15 protein-coding genes and 1 tRNA gene are annotated in these 15,828 nt (G+C 72.5%); 9 read left to right on the forward strand and 7 right to left on the reverse strand.

Annotated elements, in window-relative coordinates:
- Positions 1 to 35: 35 nt before the first annotated feature.
- The 5 genes from F7P10_RS27010 to F7P10_RS27030 are packed head-to-tail and all read right to left on the reverse strand — an operon-like array spanning position 36 to position 3,778.
- Positions 36 to 680 carry a TetR/AcrR family transcriptional regulator gene (locus F7P10_RS27010; RefSeq protein ID WP_218040153.1) on the reverse strand — a complete coding sequence of 215 codons (645 nt, stop codon included), beginning with the start codon at positions 678 to 680 and terminating at the stop codon, positions 36 to 38.
- Positions 677 to 1,123 carry a GNAT family N-acetyltransferase gene (locus tag F7P10_RS27015; protein WP_151013394.1) on the reverse strand — a complete coding sequence of 149 codons (447 nt, stop codon included), beginning with the start codon at positions 1,121 to 1,123 and terminating at the stop codon, positions 677 to 679. Before F7P10_RS27015 ends, F7P10_RS27010 begins: the two co-directional genes overlap by 4 nt.
- Positions 1,123 to 1,545, reverse strand: coding sequence for a thioesterase family protein (locus tag F7P10_RS27020; protein ID WP_151013396.1), 423 nt, complete (start codon positions 1,543 to 1,545; stop codon positions 1,123 to 1,125). Before F7P10_RS27020 ends, F7P10_RS27015 begins: the two co-directional genes overlap by 1 nt.
- Positions 1,542 to 3,029 (reverse strand): AMP-binding protein, encoded by a 1,488-nt coding sequence (locus F7P10_RS27025; RefSeq protein ID WP_254716039.1) that lies wholly within the window; start codon positions 3,027 to 3,029, stop codon positions 1,542 to 1,544. Before F7P10_RS27025 ends, F7P10_RS27020 begins: the two co-directional genes overlap by 4 nt.
- Positions 3,026 to 3,778 (reverse strand): enoyl-CoA hydratase/isomerase family protein, encoded by a 753-nt coding sequence (locus F7P10_RS27030; RefSeq protein ID WP_151013400.1) that lies wholly within the window; start codon positions 3,776 to 3,778, stop codon positions 3,026 to 3,028. Before F7P10_RS27030 ends, F7P10_RS27025 begins: the two co-directional genes overlap by 4 nt.
- 328 nt (positions 3,779 to 4,106) lie before the next feature.
- On the opposite strand from F7P10_RS27030, the gene F7P10_RS27035 reads away from it, so the two are divergent.
- Positions 4,107 to 4,739 carry a pyridoxamine 5'-phosphate oxidase family protein gene (locus F7P10_RS27035; protein ID WP_151013402.1) on the forward strand — a complete coding sequence of 211 codons (633 nt, stop codon included), beginning with the start codon at positions 4,107 to 4,109 and terminating at the stop codon, positions 4,737 to 4,739.
- 13 nt (positions 4,740 to 4,752) lie between these two features.
- On the opposite strand, the gene F7P10_RS27040 is transcribed toward F7P10_RS27035, so the two are convergent.
- Positions 4,753 to 5,409, reverse strand: a complete 657-nt coding sequence (locus F7P10_RS27040; protein ID WP_218040154.1) for a TetR/AcrR family transcriptional regulator — start codon at positions 5,407 to 5,409, stop codon at positions 4,753 to 4,755.
- Positions 5,410 to 5,488: 79 nt separating this feature from the next.
- Here F7P10_RS27040 and F7P10_RS27045 point away from each other — a divergent pair, with 79 nt between their 5' ends.
- On the forward strand, positions 5,489 to 6,862 hold the full coding sequence (locus F7P10_RS27045; protein ID WP_151013406.1) for an alpha/beta hydrolase: 1,374 nt from the start codon (positions 5,489 to 5,491) through the stop codon (positions 6,860 to 6,862).
- A 124-nt stretch (positions 6,863 to 6,986) separates the two neighbouring features.
- Here the strand turns inward: F7P10_RS27045 and F7P10_RS27050 are convergent.
- Positions 6,987 to 7,058, reverse strand: a tRNA-Arg gene (locus F7P10_RS27050).
- A 128-nt stretch (positions 7,059 to 7,186) separates the two neighbouring features.
- Here F7P10_RS27050 and F7P10_RS27055 point away from each other — a divergent pair.
- From F7P10_RS27055 to rho, 7 genes are all read left to right on the forward strand, one after another.
- Positions 7,187 to 7,549, forward strand: a complete 363-nt coding sequence (locus tag F7P10_RS27055; protein WP_151018312.1) for a response regulator transcription factor — start codon at positions 7,187 to 7,189, stop codon at positions 7,547 to 7,549.
- 21 nt (positions 7,550 to 7,570) lie between these two features.
- Positions 7,571 to 8,212: a hypothetical protein gene (locus tag F7P10_RS27060; RefSeq protein ID WP_151013408.1), complete on the forward strand. Its 642-nt coding sequence runs from the start codon at positions 7,571 to 7,573 to the stop codon at positions 8,210 to 8,212.
- Entirely contained in the window at positions 8,209 to 9,600 is a 1,392-nt protein-coding gene (gene lysA, locus F7P10_RS27065; RefSeq protein WP_151013409.1) for a diaminopimelate decarboxylase, read from the forward strand. The genes F7P10_RS27060 and lysA overlap by 4 nt, the downstream gene beginning before the upstream one ends.
- Before the next feature lie 14 nt (positions 9,601 to 9,614).
- Positions 9,615 to 10,901: a homoserine dehydrogenase gene (locus F7P10_RS27070; RefSeq protein WP_176611919.1), complete on the forward strand. Its 1,287-nt coding sequence runs from the start codon at positions 9,615 to 9,617 to the stop codon at positions 10,899 to 10,901.
- 103 nt (positions 10,902 to 11,004) lie between these two features.
- On the forward strand, positions 11,005 to 12,072 hold the full coding sequence (thrC, locus tag F7P10_RS27075; RefSeq protein ID WP_151013413.1) for a threonine synthase: 1,068 nt from the start codon (positions 11,005 to 11,007) through the stop codon (positions 12,070 to 12,072).
- On the forward strand, positions 12,073 to 13,011 hold the full coding sequence (thrB, locus tag F7P10_RS27080) for a homoserine kinase (protein ID WP_151013415.1): 939 nt from the start codon (positions 12,073 to 12,075) through the stop codon (positions 13,009 to 13,011).
- A 455-nt stretch (positions 13,012 to 13,466) separates the two neighbouring features.
- On the forward strand, positions 13,467 to 15,569 hold the full coding sequence (gene rho / locus F7P10_RS27085; protein WP_151013417.1) for a transcription termination factor Rho: 2,103 nt from the start codon (positions 13,467 to 13,469) through the stop codon (positions 15,567 to 15,569).
- Positions 15,570 to 15,828 lie beyond the last annotated feature (259 nt).

A 15,828-nucleotide genomic window follows, 5' to 3' on the forward strand; every position in this document is an offset into this window, starting at 1 on the left:
CGACGGGTCGGCGGTCAGGCGTTTCGCGGGGGAGTTCAGGCGTCGTCCCAGATGTCGATGACCAGGCGGACGCAGTGTTCGGCGGTCGGCGGGTCCGGGCAGGGTCCGGCGCCCAGCATCGCCAGGCCCATGCGCGCGTGCATCTCCGCGATGTCGGCGAGCCGGTGCCTGCCGTCCGGGGAGTACCAGTTCGCGACACCGCTGCACATCTGCAGCAGCGCGAGCCGGGCGACGGCGGCGTCCGGGACCTGGAAGGCGCCCGAGGCCAGCCCGTCGCCGATGACCGACGCCCACAGGCCCTCGTACTCGTCGCGCAGCGCGACGAGGGGCCCGCGGCGCCCGGCCGAGAGGGAGCGCAGTTCGGTGTCGACGACGAGGGTCTCGGCGCGCCGCAGCGCGTGGGCCGCGACGTGCCCCTGCACGAGGCCGTTCAGCGCGGCCGCCGGGGACGGTGCGCGGTCCGTGATCTGCCCCGCCGCACGGATCAGCCGGTCGAGGCTCGTCCGCATGATCTCGACGAGCAGGTCCTCCTTGGTGCCCATGTAGTGGTACAGGGCGGCGGAGGACAGCCCGGCGGCGTCGGCGAGCTCGCGGATCCCCGTCCCGTGGAAGCCCTTGGCGGCGAACAGGGTCACCGCCGCGGCGCGGACGCGCCCGTCGGTCCCGGGCGGCCCGGTCACCGGGCGCTCCACCGGTAGCGGATCCAGCCGCCGACGGGCAGCGCGCCGAGGCTCCGGTAGAAGTCCTGCGCCGCGTCGTTGCCGTCCGCGACGTCCCATTCGACGCGCCCGTCCGTCAGCGACCGCAGCGTGTCGAGCAGCTCGCGGCCGAGCCCGTGCCGCCGGTGCTCGGGCTCGATGTACAGGTCCTCCAGCCAGATCCCGGGCTTGGTCGCCCAGGAGGAGAACGTGGGATACCACAGGGCGAAACCGGCGGTGGTGCCGGGCGCGTCCGGCGGCGACGCGATGTGGGCCCGGACGACCGGGGCGGCACCGAACAGGGCCGCGTAGGTCTCCTCCCGGTGCAGCCGCATCTGGTCGCCGGCGCCCTCGTGGGCGGCGTGCGCGAGCAGCATCGCGCAGATCGCCTCGAAGTCGTCCGGTTCGGCGGGGCGTACGGGCATCAGGGCAGGTACCTCTCGGTGAGCGCGCGGAACCAGGGGCCCCACGGTTCGGCGCCGGACGGGCCGACCTTGACGATGGTGCGGCGGCCGGTCGCGAACTCGGGCGTCCCGCCGGGGCCCGCGCAGCGGAACCGGTGCACCGCGCTGGTGGTGCCGGCCCGGTCGAGCCACAGCTCCACCCGCATGGGGCCGGGCGCGACGACCGGTGCGTGGAACTCGATCGTGAAGGCCCGCACGGCGTAGCGGAGGTCCTCGTGCCGCTCGTCCAGGCGCCGCCAGCCCATGCCCTCGGCCTCGTTCCAGGCCGACAGCGCGCGCTCGACGTGGACGGCGAACCGGCTGTTGTGCAGGGTGCCGTTGGGGTCCATCTCGTCGAAGAAGACAGGGCTGTCCCACACGAAGTGGGGCTCCGGGCCGCTCATCGCGCCGCCCGGTCGTAGGCGCCGCCGGGCTCGCGGGAAAGCTCGCCCTTGGCCACGCGCGCGGACGCCGTCATCGGCAGCTCGTCCCGCATCATCCAGTACCGGGGGACCTTGAAGTAGGCCAGCCGCTCGTCGCAGTAGGCGGCCAGGTCGGCGGGGGAGACCGCCCCGTCGGCGGCGACGTACGCCATGGCCTCCTCGCCGCGCAGCTCGTCCGGCACCGGCACCAGCGCCGCGGCGCGCACGGCCGGGTGCCCCAGCAGGACCTCCTCGACCTCGGCGGCGGAGATGTTCTCGCCGCTGCGCCGGATCATGTCCTTCAGCCGGCCCGTGTAGTAGACGCGGCCCCGCTCGTCCATCCTGCCCAGGTCACCGGTGTGGAACCAGCCGCGGCGGAACGCGCGCGCGGTCGCGTCCTCGTGGCCGAGGTAGCCGTCCATCAGGCCGATCCCGCGCAGGACGATCTCGCCGGCCGTCCCGCGCGGGACCGGCTCGCCGTCCGCGCCGACGATGCGGACGTCGCGGTGCGGGAGCGGACGCCCGATGCAGCCGGTGCCGACGGTCTCGTCGTGGTCGCCGGGGTCCACCCGCAGGTCGGCGCCGGTCTCGGTCATGCCGAACGCCTCGAACCAGGGCACGCCCCAGCGTTCCTCCAGAGCGCGGTGGAGGGTCGGCGGGATCGCCGAGCACTGGATCGCGCGCACCGCGTGGTCGCGGTCGTGCGGGCCGGGCGGCATCCGCAGCAGCAGCGGCGGCATGAGACCGAGGCAGTAGAAGTAGGTGACGCCGTACTCGCGGACCTTCTCCCAGAAGGAGGCCGGGTGGAACCGGTCCAGCACCACGAGGTGCGCGCCGGAACGCAGGCCCGCCAGGACGTTCCACTGCGGGTCGACGTAGGAGAACGGCTGGCAGGTGAGCATGACGTCCGTCCCGTCCAGGTGCGGGAAGGCGGTCACCATGCTGTCGGCCAGGGACGTCCAGTAGCGGTGCGGCAGCAGGCAGCCCTTGGGCAGCCCGGTGGTGCCGGACGTGTACTGGATGTTGAGCAGATCCTCCGGCCGGCTCCGGTCCAGGACGGCCTCGGCCTCGGGCGTCCCGTCCTCCGTGTAGTGCACGGGCACGCCGAGCCGCTCGGCCAGATCCGCGTGCGCCCGGGTCGTGACCAGCAGCTTCGCCCCGGAGTCGGACAGGACGTGCCCCGCGTCGTGCGTGCGGTAGTTGAGGTTGAGCGGCACGAGCACGGCACCGAGCCGGGCCAGCGCCAGCCACAGCAGGGGGAAATCGGGGACGTTGGGCAGCAGCGCCGCGACCCGGTCCCCGCGCCGGACGCCCAGCCCCGCCAGCCCGCGCGCCAGCGCGGCGCTGCGGTCGGCGACCTCCCCGAAGGTCAGCGTCTCCCCGGTCCCGTCGAAGGTCCACGCCGGACGGTCGGCCGCCCGGTCGGCGGCCCGCCGGACGAGCGTCGCCACATCCTCGATCGTCACCGGCCGCGCCACTCCTCCTGCGCCCGCTCCGCCTCACCGGCGTGCTCGGTCAGCTGGGCGTCGGCGACCTCGCGAGCGAGGGCCTCCTCGACCGTGCCGTCCACCCCCAGGTCGATGGTCCGTTTGGCCAGGGCGAGGGCGTACGGCGGCTTCGCGGCCAGGCCGGCGGCCAGTTCCCGCGCGGCCCGCTCGTGCTCGCCGTCCGGGACCAGCCGGGCGACCAGCCCGAGCCGGGCGGCCTCCGCCGCGCCGAACCGCTCCCCGACCAGGACCAGCTCCTTCGCCTTGAGCGCGCCGACGGCGGTGGTGAGCAGCCGGGAGATCCCGCCCGTGACGCTCAACCCCACGCCGACCTCCGGAAAACCGAACTGCGCGCCCTCCGCCGCCACGACCAGATCGCAGCCCAGGGCGAATTCGCACCCGGCGCCCAGGGCGTACCCGTGCACGGCGGCGATCACCGGGAACGGGGCCCGCCGGATCTCCCGCGTCACGTCCTGGATGCGCTCCAGCCGCTCGCGGCTCGCCCGCGCGTCCAGGACGGGCGGTTCGGCCTTCAGGTCGTGCCCCGCGCAGAAGGCCCGGCCGTTGCCGGCGAGCACGGCGGCCCGCACGCCCTCGCTTCGCGCCCGGACCAGGGCCGCCACGAGCTCGTCCACCAGTTCCGGCACGACGGCGTTCAGCCGGTGCGGACGGTTCAGGCCGATCCGTGCGACACCGTCCGTGACGGCGAACTCGACCACCGATGCCACCCGAACCTCCCTGCGGCGAGAATCTATCGATCGATCGATAGGCTAGGAAGCCCGCTCATCGATGTCAACGACCGCACGATGCGTCCAGGACGCGTGAAGGTTCGAGCGGTCCGACTCCGACCTGCGGGACTTCCATTAACCCGACAGTTTCGAACTGGCGGACAAAGGCGAAAGGATGGCCATCCGCCCCTGCGGTCAGCGGCGGAGTGCGAATTCGGCAGCGACCTTCTAGGCCGCCGAGACCGTAACCGAACGTAGTCGCCCAACGTCCCACCGTGGCAACAAACATGCCTGTTTCTTTAGGGAAGGCTTGCCTTATCATCGCAGGATGGACCTTTCCGAGATGCGTACGGTGACGACCGAGGCCGAGCTCCGCGAGATCGTGAAAGAACCGGCCCAGACCATCTGGGACAAGGACATCGCCCGGATCGACGAGCACGCGCGCACGATCATCGCCCACTCGCCCTTCGTGGCGCTGGCCACGTCGAACACGGACGGGACCTGCGACGTCTCGCCCCGGGGCGACCCGCCCGGATCGGTTCTGGTCCTGGACGACCGGCACCTCGCCCTCGCGGACCGGCCCGGGAACCACCGGGTCGACAATTTCCGCAACGTCCTGGACAACCCGCACGTCGGGCTGCTGTTCATCATCCCGGGGATGAACGAGACGCTCCGGGTGAACGGCCGCGCCACGCTCGTCGCGGACGCCCCGTTCTTCGACGACATGGTCGTCCAGGGCAAGCGGCCGCGGCTGGCCCTCCTCATCGAGGTGCAGGAGTTGTACATGCACTGCGCCAAGGCCTTCCTGCGCTCGTCGCTGTGGAAGCCGGAGACCTGGCCGGACCGCGGCACCTTCCCCACGCTCGGCCGGATCATGAAGGACCAGATGGGCATCAAGGGCGTCCCCGCCAAGGTGATCGACGCCGGACTCGACCTGGACGCCAGGAAGAACCGCTACTGAGCCACGCGCCCCTTCAGCGGCCGTCGCGCAGGGTGTCGAGCCCGTCGAGGAGGAGTTCCAGCCCGAACGCGAACTCCTCCTCGATCGGTACCGGGAGCGAGCCCGCGACGGCGGCGGTGGCGGGGAACAGCGTGGCGTCCGCGCCGCGCATCGCGGCGGACGCCGCCGCCTCCCCGTCCCGATCGGACGCACCGGCGAGCTGGACGGCGAAGCCCAGGACGTAGCGGGAAAGCATCGTGTAGGCGCGTGCCGCCGTCCCGGGCGGGAACCCGCCGTCCAGCAGGATCGCGAGGCAGCGCTCGCGCAGGGCCATCGCGTTCGGGCCCAGCGCCATCTCCCCGACCAGCAGCGGCGCGGCGTTCCGGTGGCGGCTCAGCACCTCGAACATGTCACGGGCGATGGCCCCGTACGCCTCCCGCCAATCCGCCCCCGCTCCGGGGGCGACCTGGCCGAACAGGTGATCCGCGAGGCCGGCGATCAGCGCCGCCCGGTTCGCGAAATGCCGGTAGAGCGTGGCCGTGCCCGAGCCCAGCCGCTGCGCGAGGGCCCGCATCGACAGCGCGTCCGCTCCCTCCTCGTCGAGGATCCGCAGCGCCGTGTCGATGATCCGATCCGGCGGAACGGGGGGCCGGCCCCGGGAGGGCCGTGCCGGGTCGTGTCGCTTCGCCACCGCACCAGTATCGCCCCCGTTGACACGCCCGCCGAATAACGGCAACACTGTTGCCACTATTCGAGCGGGAACCGGTGCCATGAAGAAACTGAAATCAGGGATCGCCGCGGCGGCGGTCGCCCTCACGTGCGTCACGGGCACGACCCTGGCCAAGGCGGACGGGGAGCCGGAACCGCGAAGCCACTCCGGCACCCTGCCGAGCGGCGCCTCGTGGATCGCGGACGTGCCGCGGCGGTGGAACGGGACCGTCATCCTCTACAGCCACGGCTACGGCGAACTCGTCGCGCAGAACGCGCCGGACGACGAGACCGGGGCCCGGCTCCTCGACGAGGGCTACGCCCTCGTGGGCTCGTCCTATTCCGGCCCCTCGCGGTGGGTGCTGGAACACGCCGTGGACGACCAGTTCGGCTCCCTGGCCGCGCTCGAGGACGAGATCGGCCCGCCGCGGCGGACGATCGCCTGGGGCGTGTCGATGGGCGGCTTGGTCAGCGCCCTGGAGGCGCAGGAACCCCGCGGCCGCGTCGACGGCGCTCTGACCACGTGCGGCATCGTCGCCGGCGCGCTGAACCTGAACAACGTCCAGCTGGACGGCGAGCACGCCCTGGCCCGTCTCCTCCTGCCCGGCCAGGGGGTACGGCTGGTCGGCCACGAAACCCCGGAGCAGGCCGAGGCGACGGCCCGGACGCTCCGTACCGCGACCGCCGAGGCGCAGAAGACCCCGCAGGGCCGCGCGCGCATCGCCCTCGCCGCCGCCCTGATGAACCTGCCCGTGTGGAGCCCGGACGAGGCGGCGCCCCCGGCACCCGGCGACCACACCGCCCGGCAGGAGCAGCAGTACCGGATCCTGGTGGACGGACGGTTCGCGCAGTTCGCCGACGGCCGCCGGCAGACCGAACTGGCCGCCGGCGGCAACGGCTCCTTCAACGCCGGAGTCGACTACCGAGCCCTCCTAAACGGCAGCGTCCACGCCGACCTGGTCCGCCACCTATACCGGCGCGCCGGCCTGGACCTGGCCGAGGACCTCGCGGCGCTCACCCGCGACGCCCGCGTCAGGGCCCACCCCCGGGCCGCACGGCACCTGGCCCGTACCTCGATGGCGACCGGACGGCTGGCGGTGCCCGTCCTGAACCTCCACACCACCGCCGACCCGATCGCCCCCGTGGAGAACCAGAACTGGTACGCCCGGAAGGTCGCCGAGGCCGGGAGCACCCGCTTGCTGCGGCAGGCGTACGTCCGGGGCGGCGGCCACTGCGCCTTCGAGCCCGCGGAGACCATCGCCGCCCTGCACGCCCTCGAACACCGGCTCGACACCGGCCGCTGGGACGACGCCGCGTCCCCGTCCCGCCTCAACACCGCCGCGGCGGCCCGGGGCGGCACACCGCGCTACACACGATTCACCGCCCCCCGCCTGACCGGCGCCCTCGGCGAACCCGGCCGGACGCGCGACCGCTGACGGCAGCTGGAACACACCCCCCGGCATACGGCATCGCACGGTGGCATCTGACGTCACCTGGCCCATGAACGACAGAAGCCGGTTTCCGCAGGTCAACTGCGGGAACCGGCTGATCGTTTGAAGGTGCCCCCTGCAGGATTCGAACCTGCGCACACGGCTCCGGAGGCCGTTGCTCTATCCCCTGAGCTAAGGGGGCGTGTGCCCCGTCTGGGGCGCGGTAGAAGGTTACCAGGGTTGGTGGGGTGACGCGCACCTGGAATGTTCGCCGTGCGCCGAGGGGTGGAGTGGGCTAACTTCGTGGCCGTGACCGAGCCACTGGGACGCGTGCTGGTCGTCGATGATGACGAGGTGATCCGCCAGCTCATCGCCGTGAACCTGCAGTTGGAGGGGTTCGAGGTGTCGACCGCGGTGGACGGGATGGACTGCCTCGAGAAGGTGGGCGAGGTCAGGCCGGACGTCATCACGCTGGACGTCATGATGCCGCGGCTGGACGGGTGGGTGACGGCGATCCGGTTGCGGGAGGACCCGGCGACGGCGCACATCCGGGTCGCGATGATCACCGCGCGGGCGCAGGAGCACGATGTCCGGCGGGGGCACGAGATCGGTGTCGACGCCTACGTGACGAAGCCGTTCGACCCGAACCAGCTGATCCAGACGGTGCGGAAACTCGCGGCGGTGTCCGGATAGTGGTCGGATAGTCTCGCGAGAGTGACTCCTGCCGATGTGAGCGCCGCCCTGGTGGCAGCGGTGCGCGACGCCGCGGCGCGGGGAGAGTACGCGGGGGGCGTGCCCGCGGACGTGCCGGTCTTCGCGCGGGGGCCCGGGGTGTTCGAGAGTCCCGTCGCGTTGCGGCTGGGGCTCGATCCGGAGGGCATCGCGCGGCGGGTCGGGGGAGTCGTTTCGCGCGGGTTGGTGCGGATCGTCGTGCCGGTGGGCGAACTGGTGGAGCGCGTCCGGAACGATCCCGGTTACGGGGTCGCCGACGTGCCGGAGTTCGCGTGGGACGAGTGGCCTCGGACGTTCGAGAATCCCGGGTTCGTGGTCCGCTACGCCTATGCGCGGGCTCGCTGGGCCGTCCGGTGGGCCGGGGAGCCGGACGTCGCGCGGACGGAGTACGGGGCCGCTGAGTCGGCGCTCGTGTCCCTGCTGGGAGACTTTCCCGGGCGCGCGGCGCAGGCGGAGCGGGAACGGGACGCAAGGCCGCTGGTGTTGTGCCTGGAGAAAGTGGCCTGGGCCTACCACGACGTGCACGAGCGCCCTGTGGGCCGGGTCGCCCTGGCCGAGGCCGTGTCCGTGGTGCTCGGGAACGGCCTGAACATGATCGGTGAGACCCCTAGAGAGCGAATATGAGCCGTGTACATCCTGCCGGTCCCCGGCACGCCGATGTCCTGCCCGAAGACCACCCGGCGGGGCCGGCGGAGGATCTGAACGCACTCGACGTGCGGGTGTGGCCCCGGAACTCCGCCCGGGAGGACGGTGTCGTGTCCGTGGGCGGCGTCGACGTGCGGGAGCTCGCCCGGGAGTACGGGACGCCGCTGTACGTCTACGACGAGGACGACGTGCGGAGCCGGATGCGCGAGTACGCGGCGGCCTTCCACGACGGGGACGTCCACTATGCGGGCAAGGCGTTCCTGTGCGGGGCCATGGTCAAGTGGTTGCACGAGGAGGGCCTCGGACTGGACGTGTGCAGTGGCGGGGAGCTCGCCGTGGCGTTGGCCGTGGGGTTCCCGACCGAGCGCATCACGTTGCACGGAAGCAACAAGGCCACGTGGGAACTGGAGCAGGCTCTCGACGCGGGTGTCGGACGGATCGTGCTCGATTCGTTCGAGGAGATCGCACGGCTGGGCCATCTGGCCCAGGAACGCGGGGTCCGGCCCAAGGTGATGGTGCGTGTGACCACGGGGGTGGAGGCACACACACACGAATTCATCGCGACCGCACATGACGACCAGAAGTTCGGGTTCTCGCGGAGTTCGGGTGCCGCGCTCGAGGCGGTTCGGCGGGTGCAGGCACTCGGGCAGCTGGAGCTCGTGGGGTTGCACAGCCACATCGGCTCGCAGATCTTCGACGTGGACGGGTTCGAGGTCGCGGCGCACCGGCTGGCGGAGCTGCTCGTGGCGATCCGGGACGAGCACGGCGTCGAGCTCCCGGAACTGGATCTGGGCGGCGGCTACGGGATCGCGTACGTGCCGGGGGAGGAGCCGCACGATCCGAAGTCGATGGCGGACGGGCTGCGCGAGATCGTCGCGCGGGAGTGCCGGGCTTACGAGCTGTCGATGCCGCGGCTGACGGTCGAGCCGGGGCGCGCGATCGCCGGTCCGGGAGGCGTCACGCTGTACGAGGTCGGCACGGTGAAGGACGTTGAGGGCCTGCGCACGTACGTGTCGGTCGACGGGGGCATGAGCGACAACCTCCGGACGGCTCTCTACGGCGCCGAGTACACCGGCGTGCTGGCGAGCCGGTCGTCCGATGCCCCGCCGATGCTCAGTAGGCTTGTCGGCAAGCACTGCGAGAGCGGCGACATCGTGGTGCGCGACCTGTGGTTCCCCGAAGATATTTCGGCGGGGGACCTTGTCGCGGTCGCCGCGACCGGTGCGTACTGTCGTTCGATGGCCAGTAACTACAACCACGTCCCGAAGCCCGCCGTGGTGGCGGTGCGGGACGGCAGGTCGCGCGTGATCGTCCGGCGGGAGGGCGCCTCGGACCTGCTGCGGCTGGATGCGGAGGTCGAAGCGTGAAACGCCGACTGCGGGTGGCGCTGCTGGGCTGCGGCGTCGTCGGCACGGAGGTCGTGCGGCTGCTGCACGAGCAGGCCGACGACCTGGCGGCGCGGGTGGGCGCGCCGCTGGAGCTGGCCGGGATCGCCGTGCGGCGGCCCGACCGGGTGCGCGCGGGCGTCCCGGCGGACCTGGTCACGACGGACGCGCAGGCGCTGGCCACGCGGGACGACGTCGACATCGTGATCGAGGTGATCGGCGGGATCGAGCCGGCCCGGACCCTGCTGCTCGAGGCGATGAAGTCCGGTAAGTCGGTCATCACGGCGAACAAGGCGCTGCTGGCCGAGGACGGCGCGACGCTGTTCGCGGCGGCCAGGGAGTACGGGGCCGACCTGTACTACGAGGCGTCCGTGGCGGGTGCCATCCCGCTCCTGCGTCCGCTCAGGGAATCGCTGGTCGGTGACCACGTGCAGCGGGTGCTGGGCATCGTGAACGGCACCACGAACTATGTCCTCGACCAGATGGACACGCATGGCGCGGGGTTCAACGACGCTCTGGAGGAAGCCCAGGCACTGGGCTTCGCCGAAGCGGACCCCACGGCGGATGTAGAGGGATTCGACGCCGCAGCCAAGGCCGCCATCTTGGCGCAGCTCGCGTTCCATACGCCCGTTACCGCGGCCGACGTGCACCGTGAAGGGATCACGGAGGTCAGCCCAGGCGATGTGGCGGGCGCCAAGGGGATGGACTGCGTCGTCAAGCTGCTGGCCATCTGCGAGCGCGTCCCGTCCGAGGACGGACGCAACGGGCGCGGGGTCTCGGTCCGGGTGTACCCGGCGATGATCCCGCGGTCGCACCCGCTGGCGAGCGTCCGGGACGCCTACAACGCGGTGTTCGTCGAGGCGGAGTCGGCCGGGTCGCTGATGTTCTACGGCGCGGGCGCCGGCGGCGCCCCGACGGCGTCGGCGATCCTCGGCGACCTGGTCGCGGTGGCGCGCAACGTCGCCGGGGGCACGCCGGGCCCGGTCGAGGTGACGTACGCGAAGCTGCCGGTGCTGCCGATGGGCGAGACCGTCACCCGCTACTACATCCAGCTGGATGTGGCGGACGAGGCGGGAGTGCTCGCGACGGTCGCGGAGGAGTTCGCCCGGCACGAGGTGTCGATCCAGGCCGTCCGGCAGGTCGGGACGGGCGAGGACGCCCAGCTCGTCGTGGTGACGCACCGGGCGCCGGACGCCGCGCTGTCGGCGACCGTCGAGGGCCTGCGGGAGCTGTCGATGGTCCGCGAGGTGGCGAGCGTCATGCGCGTGGAGGGCGAGGACTGACGCGGGGCGCGTCCGGCGTGCCGCGAACGCACTAGAATTCGGAAGACATCGCAGGTCGGTGCGGCTGCCCGGCCCGGGGCCGCAGGTCGGCAAGGAGAACGACGTGAACCCGAACGCCCGCGCGTGGCGCGGCCTCATCGAGGAGTACCGCGACCGGCTCCCGGTGACGGAGAAGACGCCCGTCGTCACGCTGCTGGAGGGCGGCACGCCGCTCGTCCCGGCCCACCGGCTGTCCCAGCTGACCGGCTGCGAGGTGCACCTGAAGGTCGAGGGCGCGAACCCGACCGGCTCCTTCAAGGACCGCGGCATGACGGTCGCGATCAGCAAGGCGGCCGAGGAGGGCGCGAAGGCGGTGATCTGCGCGTCCACCGGCAACACCTCGGCGTCGGCGGCGGCGTACGCGGTGCGCGCCGGGATGACGTGCGCGGTGCTGGTGCCGCAGGGCAAGATCGCGATGGGCAAGCTGGCGCAGGCACTGGTGCACGGCGCCCGGCTGCTGCAGGTCGACGGCAACTTCGACGACTGCCTCGAGCTGGCCCAGAAGCTCGCGGTGGACTACCCGGTCGCGCTGGTCAACAGCGTGAACAAGTACCGGCTGCAGGGGCAGAAGACGGCCGCGTTCGAGATCGTCGACGCGCTCGGCGACGCCCCGGACGTCCACTGCCTCCCGGTCGGGAACGCCGGCAACATCTCCGCCTACTGGATGGGCTACAAGGAGTACGCGGACGGCGGGCCGTCGTCGCGGCGCCCGCGCATGCTGGGCTTCCAGGCGAGCGGGGCCGCGCCGTTCGTGCACGGCGAGCCCGTCCTGAAGCCGCAGACGATCGCGACGGCGATCCGGATCGGCAACCCGGCGTCGTGGAACCTCGCGATCAACGCGCGGGACGAGTCGGGCGGCGCGATCGACTCGGTCACCGACCGGCAGATCCTCGCCGCGTACCGGCTGCTGGCCCGCGAGGAGGGCGTGTTCGTGGAGCCCGCGTCCGCGGCGAGCGTCGCGGGACTGCTGCAGGCGAGCGAGCGGGGCGGCGTCGAGCGCGGCTCCAAGGTCGTCTGCACGGTGACCGGAAACGGCCTGAAGGACCCCGACTGGGCCATCTCCGGGGCGCCCGCGCCGACGACCGTCAAGGTCGACGCGCACGCCGCCGCGTCCGCCCTGGGCCTGACCTAGATGGGGTGGCCGCAGGGGCCGGTGGCGGTACGGACGCCCGCGACCAGCGCGAACCTGGGGCCGGGCTTCGACTCGCTGGGCCTGGCGCTGGCGCTGCACGACGACGTCGAGGTCGCGGTGACCGGCGACGCGACGTCCATCGAGGTGGACGGCGAGGGCGGCGAGGTCGCCGACCGCGGCGAGCGGCACCTGATCGTCACGACGCTGCGGGCCGGTTTCGACCGGATCACCGCGCTGGGCGGGGCCGATCCCGGCCAGCCGAAGGGCGTCCGGCTGCGGTGCCGCAACCGGATCCCGCACAGCCGCGGGCTGGGGTCGTCGTCGGCCGCCATCATCGCGGGGCTCGTCGCCGCGCGCGCGCTGCACCCGGACGGTTCCGTCCTGGACGACGACGAGGTGCTCCGGCTCGCGACTGAGATCGAGGGGCACCCCGACAACGTCGCACCCTGTCTCGCGGGCGGACTGACCGTCGCCTGGACGACCCCGGACGGTCCGCGCCTGGTGCGTCTCGAACCGCGGATCGACCAGGTCGTGACGTTCGTCCCCGACCAACGCCTGGCGACCGAGCGCGCGCGCGGGCTGCTGCCCGAGACCGTCCCGCACGCCGACGCCGCCGCGAACGCCGGACGGTCCGCGCTGCTCGTCGCCGCGCTCACCACGGGGCTCGACGGCGCCCTCCTGGACGCCACGGAGGACCGGCTGCACCAGCGTTACCGGGCCCCCGCGATGCCGGAATCGGCGGCACTCGTGGCACGGTTGCGCGATGCCGGTGTGCCCGCCGTGATTTCAGGGGCAGGTCCTACTGTCCTGGCCTTCACAACTGCATCACGAGTTGATTCGATGGAGCTTGAAGTGGGTAATGGGTGGCACGAACACCCGTTGCAGGTCGCGGTCGGCGGCGCGCACGTCGTGGCCGGTGAACCGCCCGTCCGGTCCTGACCCCCGGCACCGCCGGAGCGCGCCCGCACACCGCTCCCGCCGGTACCGGATCCGGCGAGATCCACCGAGGTAAAATGCGAAGACGTCGACCTCTGGGGAATAGCAGTGCGCCCTGGTGATGTTAGGCTGAATGCCGCACCAGATGCCCCGTTCGGGGCAGCGTGCTCGTCAGCCGCGCGTCGCCAGATCGGCCCTTCGGCCGTGTCGGTCCCGCGTACTAGGCTTCCCGAGACCGTGACATCCCGATGTCAGGCATTCCAGCGAAACTTCGGACGTGGCGGGGCCCGGGACACGCACGAGCGAACCGTCCCGACCATCATCTGGCTGTGCCCAGACATCGCGACTCGCGACCCCATCGCGAGCCGCGGAGCCCGACTCGGCGCCCCCGCCGGGCCGCACTACCGGGTTGACCGGCCGAACGCCGGCCGACACCCGCTCCCTGGGAAGGACCCTTAGTGAGCGAATCCAGCGAACTCCTGACGGACGCCTCCGGCACGCCCGCCGCCGACGCGGCCCCGGCCGGCGCGGAGCCCGCCGCCGCCCCCCGGCGCCGCCGGCAGGGCACCGGCCTGTCGGCCAAGGTGCTGCCCGAGCTGAAGCAGATCGCGTCCGAACTCGGTATCACCGGGACGACCGGGATGCGCAAGAGCCAGCTCATCGCCGCCATCCAGGAGAAGCAGGGCGGCGGCCAGGAGCAGGGCTCGGCGGGCGGCGAGCAGGGAGCCGCCGCCCCGGCCAAGACCGAGCGTCCCCGGCGCACCCGCACCGCCGCCAAGCGCGACGCGTCCGATGACCAGCCGGCGGCCGCGGCCGCCGCCCCCGCGACCGAGCAGGCGCCCGCCGACAAGGGCGACAAGGGCGACAAGGGCGCGGAGCAGGCAGAGCAGCCGCAGCAGCCGCAGCAGCCGCAGAAGGCCGACCGGGCCGACCGGGCCGAGAAGGCGGACAGGGGGGACAAGGGCGACAAGGCGGAACGGTCCGCCGAGAAGCCCGCCGAGAAGTCCGAGCGCGCCGACAAGGGGGAGCGCGGCGGCCGGCAGAACGCGCGCGGGGGATCCGACGGCCGCGCCGACCGGCAGAACCGCGACGGCCGCGACGGCGAGGACGCCGAGTCCCAGGGCGGCCGCGACCGCGGCGAAAGCCGCGACGGCCAGGGCGGCCGCGAGCGCGGCGAGGGCCGCGAGGGCGGCGGCCGGCAGCGCCAGCGCGGCCGTGACCGCGACGGCCAGGGCGGGCGCCAGCGCGGCGACGGCCGGGACGGCGGGCGCGACGGCGGCCGTGACCGCGACGGCCGCGACGGCCAGGGCGGCGGGCGCCACGACGACGACGAGAGCGGCGGCAGGGGCCGGCGCGGGCGGCGGTTCCGGGAGCGCAACCGCGGCCGCGGCCGCGAGCGCTACGAGGAGCCGGTGATCACCGAGGACGACGTCCTCATCCCGGTCGCGGGCATCCTCGACATCCTGGACAACTACGCGTTCGTCCGGACGACCGGCTACCTGCCGGGTCCGAACGACGTGTACGTCTCGCTGTCGCAGGTGCGCAAGAACGGCCTCCGCAAGGGCGACGTCATCACCGGTGCCGTGCGGCAGGCCCGCGAGGGCGAGCGGCGCGAGAAGTTCAACGCGCTCGTCCGGCTCGACACCGTCAACGGGACGGAGCCGGAGCAGTCCAAGAACCGCGTCGACTTCACGAAGCTGACGCCGCTGTACCCGCAGGAGCGGCTGCGGCTGGAGTCCGACCCCGGCGTCCTGACGACCCGGATCGTCGACCTCGTGTCGCCGATCGGCAAGGGGCAGCGCGGCCTGATCGTGTCGCCGCCCAAGGCCGGCAAGACCATGGTGCTCCAGGCGATCGCCAACGCGATCACGAAGAACAACCCGGAGTGCCACCTGATGGTCGTCCTGGTGGACGAGCGTCCGGAAGAGGTCACCGACATGCAGCGGACGGTGAAGGGCGAGGTCATCCACTCGACCTTCGACCGTCCCGCCGAGGACCACACCACGGTCGCCGAGCTGGCCATCGAGCGCGCCAAGCGGCTCGTCGAGCTGGGCCACGACGTCGTCGTGCTGCTCGACTCGATCACCCGGCTGGGCCGCGCGTACAACCTGGCGGCCCCGGCGTCCGGGCGGATCCTGTCCGGTGGTGTCGACTCGACCGCGCTGTACCCGCCGAAGCGCTTCTTCGGCGCGGCGCGCAACATCGAGAACGGCGGCTCGCTGACGATCCTCGCCACCGCCCTGGTCGAGACCGGGTCCCGGATGGACGAGGTCATCTTCGAGGAGTTCAAGGGCACCGGCAACATGGAGCTGAAGCTCAACCGGCAGCTCGCGGACAAGCGGATCTTCCCGGCGGTGGACGTCGACCAGTCCAGTACCCGCAAGGAGGAGATCCTCATGGCTCCCGAGGAGCTGCGGGTCGTCTGGCAGCTGCGCCGGGTGCTGCACGCGCTCGACACCCAGCAGGCGCTGGAACTCCTCATCGAGAAGATGAAGGAGACGAAGTCGAACGCCGAGTTCCTGCTGCAGGTGCAGAAGACGACGGTGTCCGACGACCGCTGACGATCGCCCGCACTGCCCCCGTCCGGTCCGTCCGGGCGGGGGCGTCGCGCGTCCGGTGGCGCGTCCGCGACGGTACGGGCCGGGCGGGCGGGTGGTCCGCAGGTTCGAAGGTGGGGTAAACCCCACCCCGAAATTGCAGGTGGACATCATGGTGACCCGGCCCCCCGTCGACCACTCTTGAACCGTAGGCGGACGAGCCACGGAGGGGTTGACATGGGCGGGTTGAGCACGGTGCCGGGCGGCGCCACGACCGGCGGAG

This window comes from Actinomadura sp. WMMB 499, assembly GCF_008824145.1.
Lineage (GTDB): Bacteria > Actinomycetota > Actinomycetes > Streptosporangiales > Streptosporangiaceae > Spirillospora.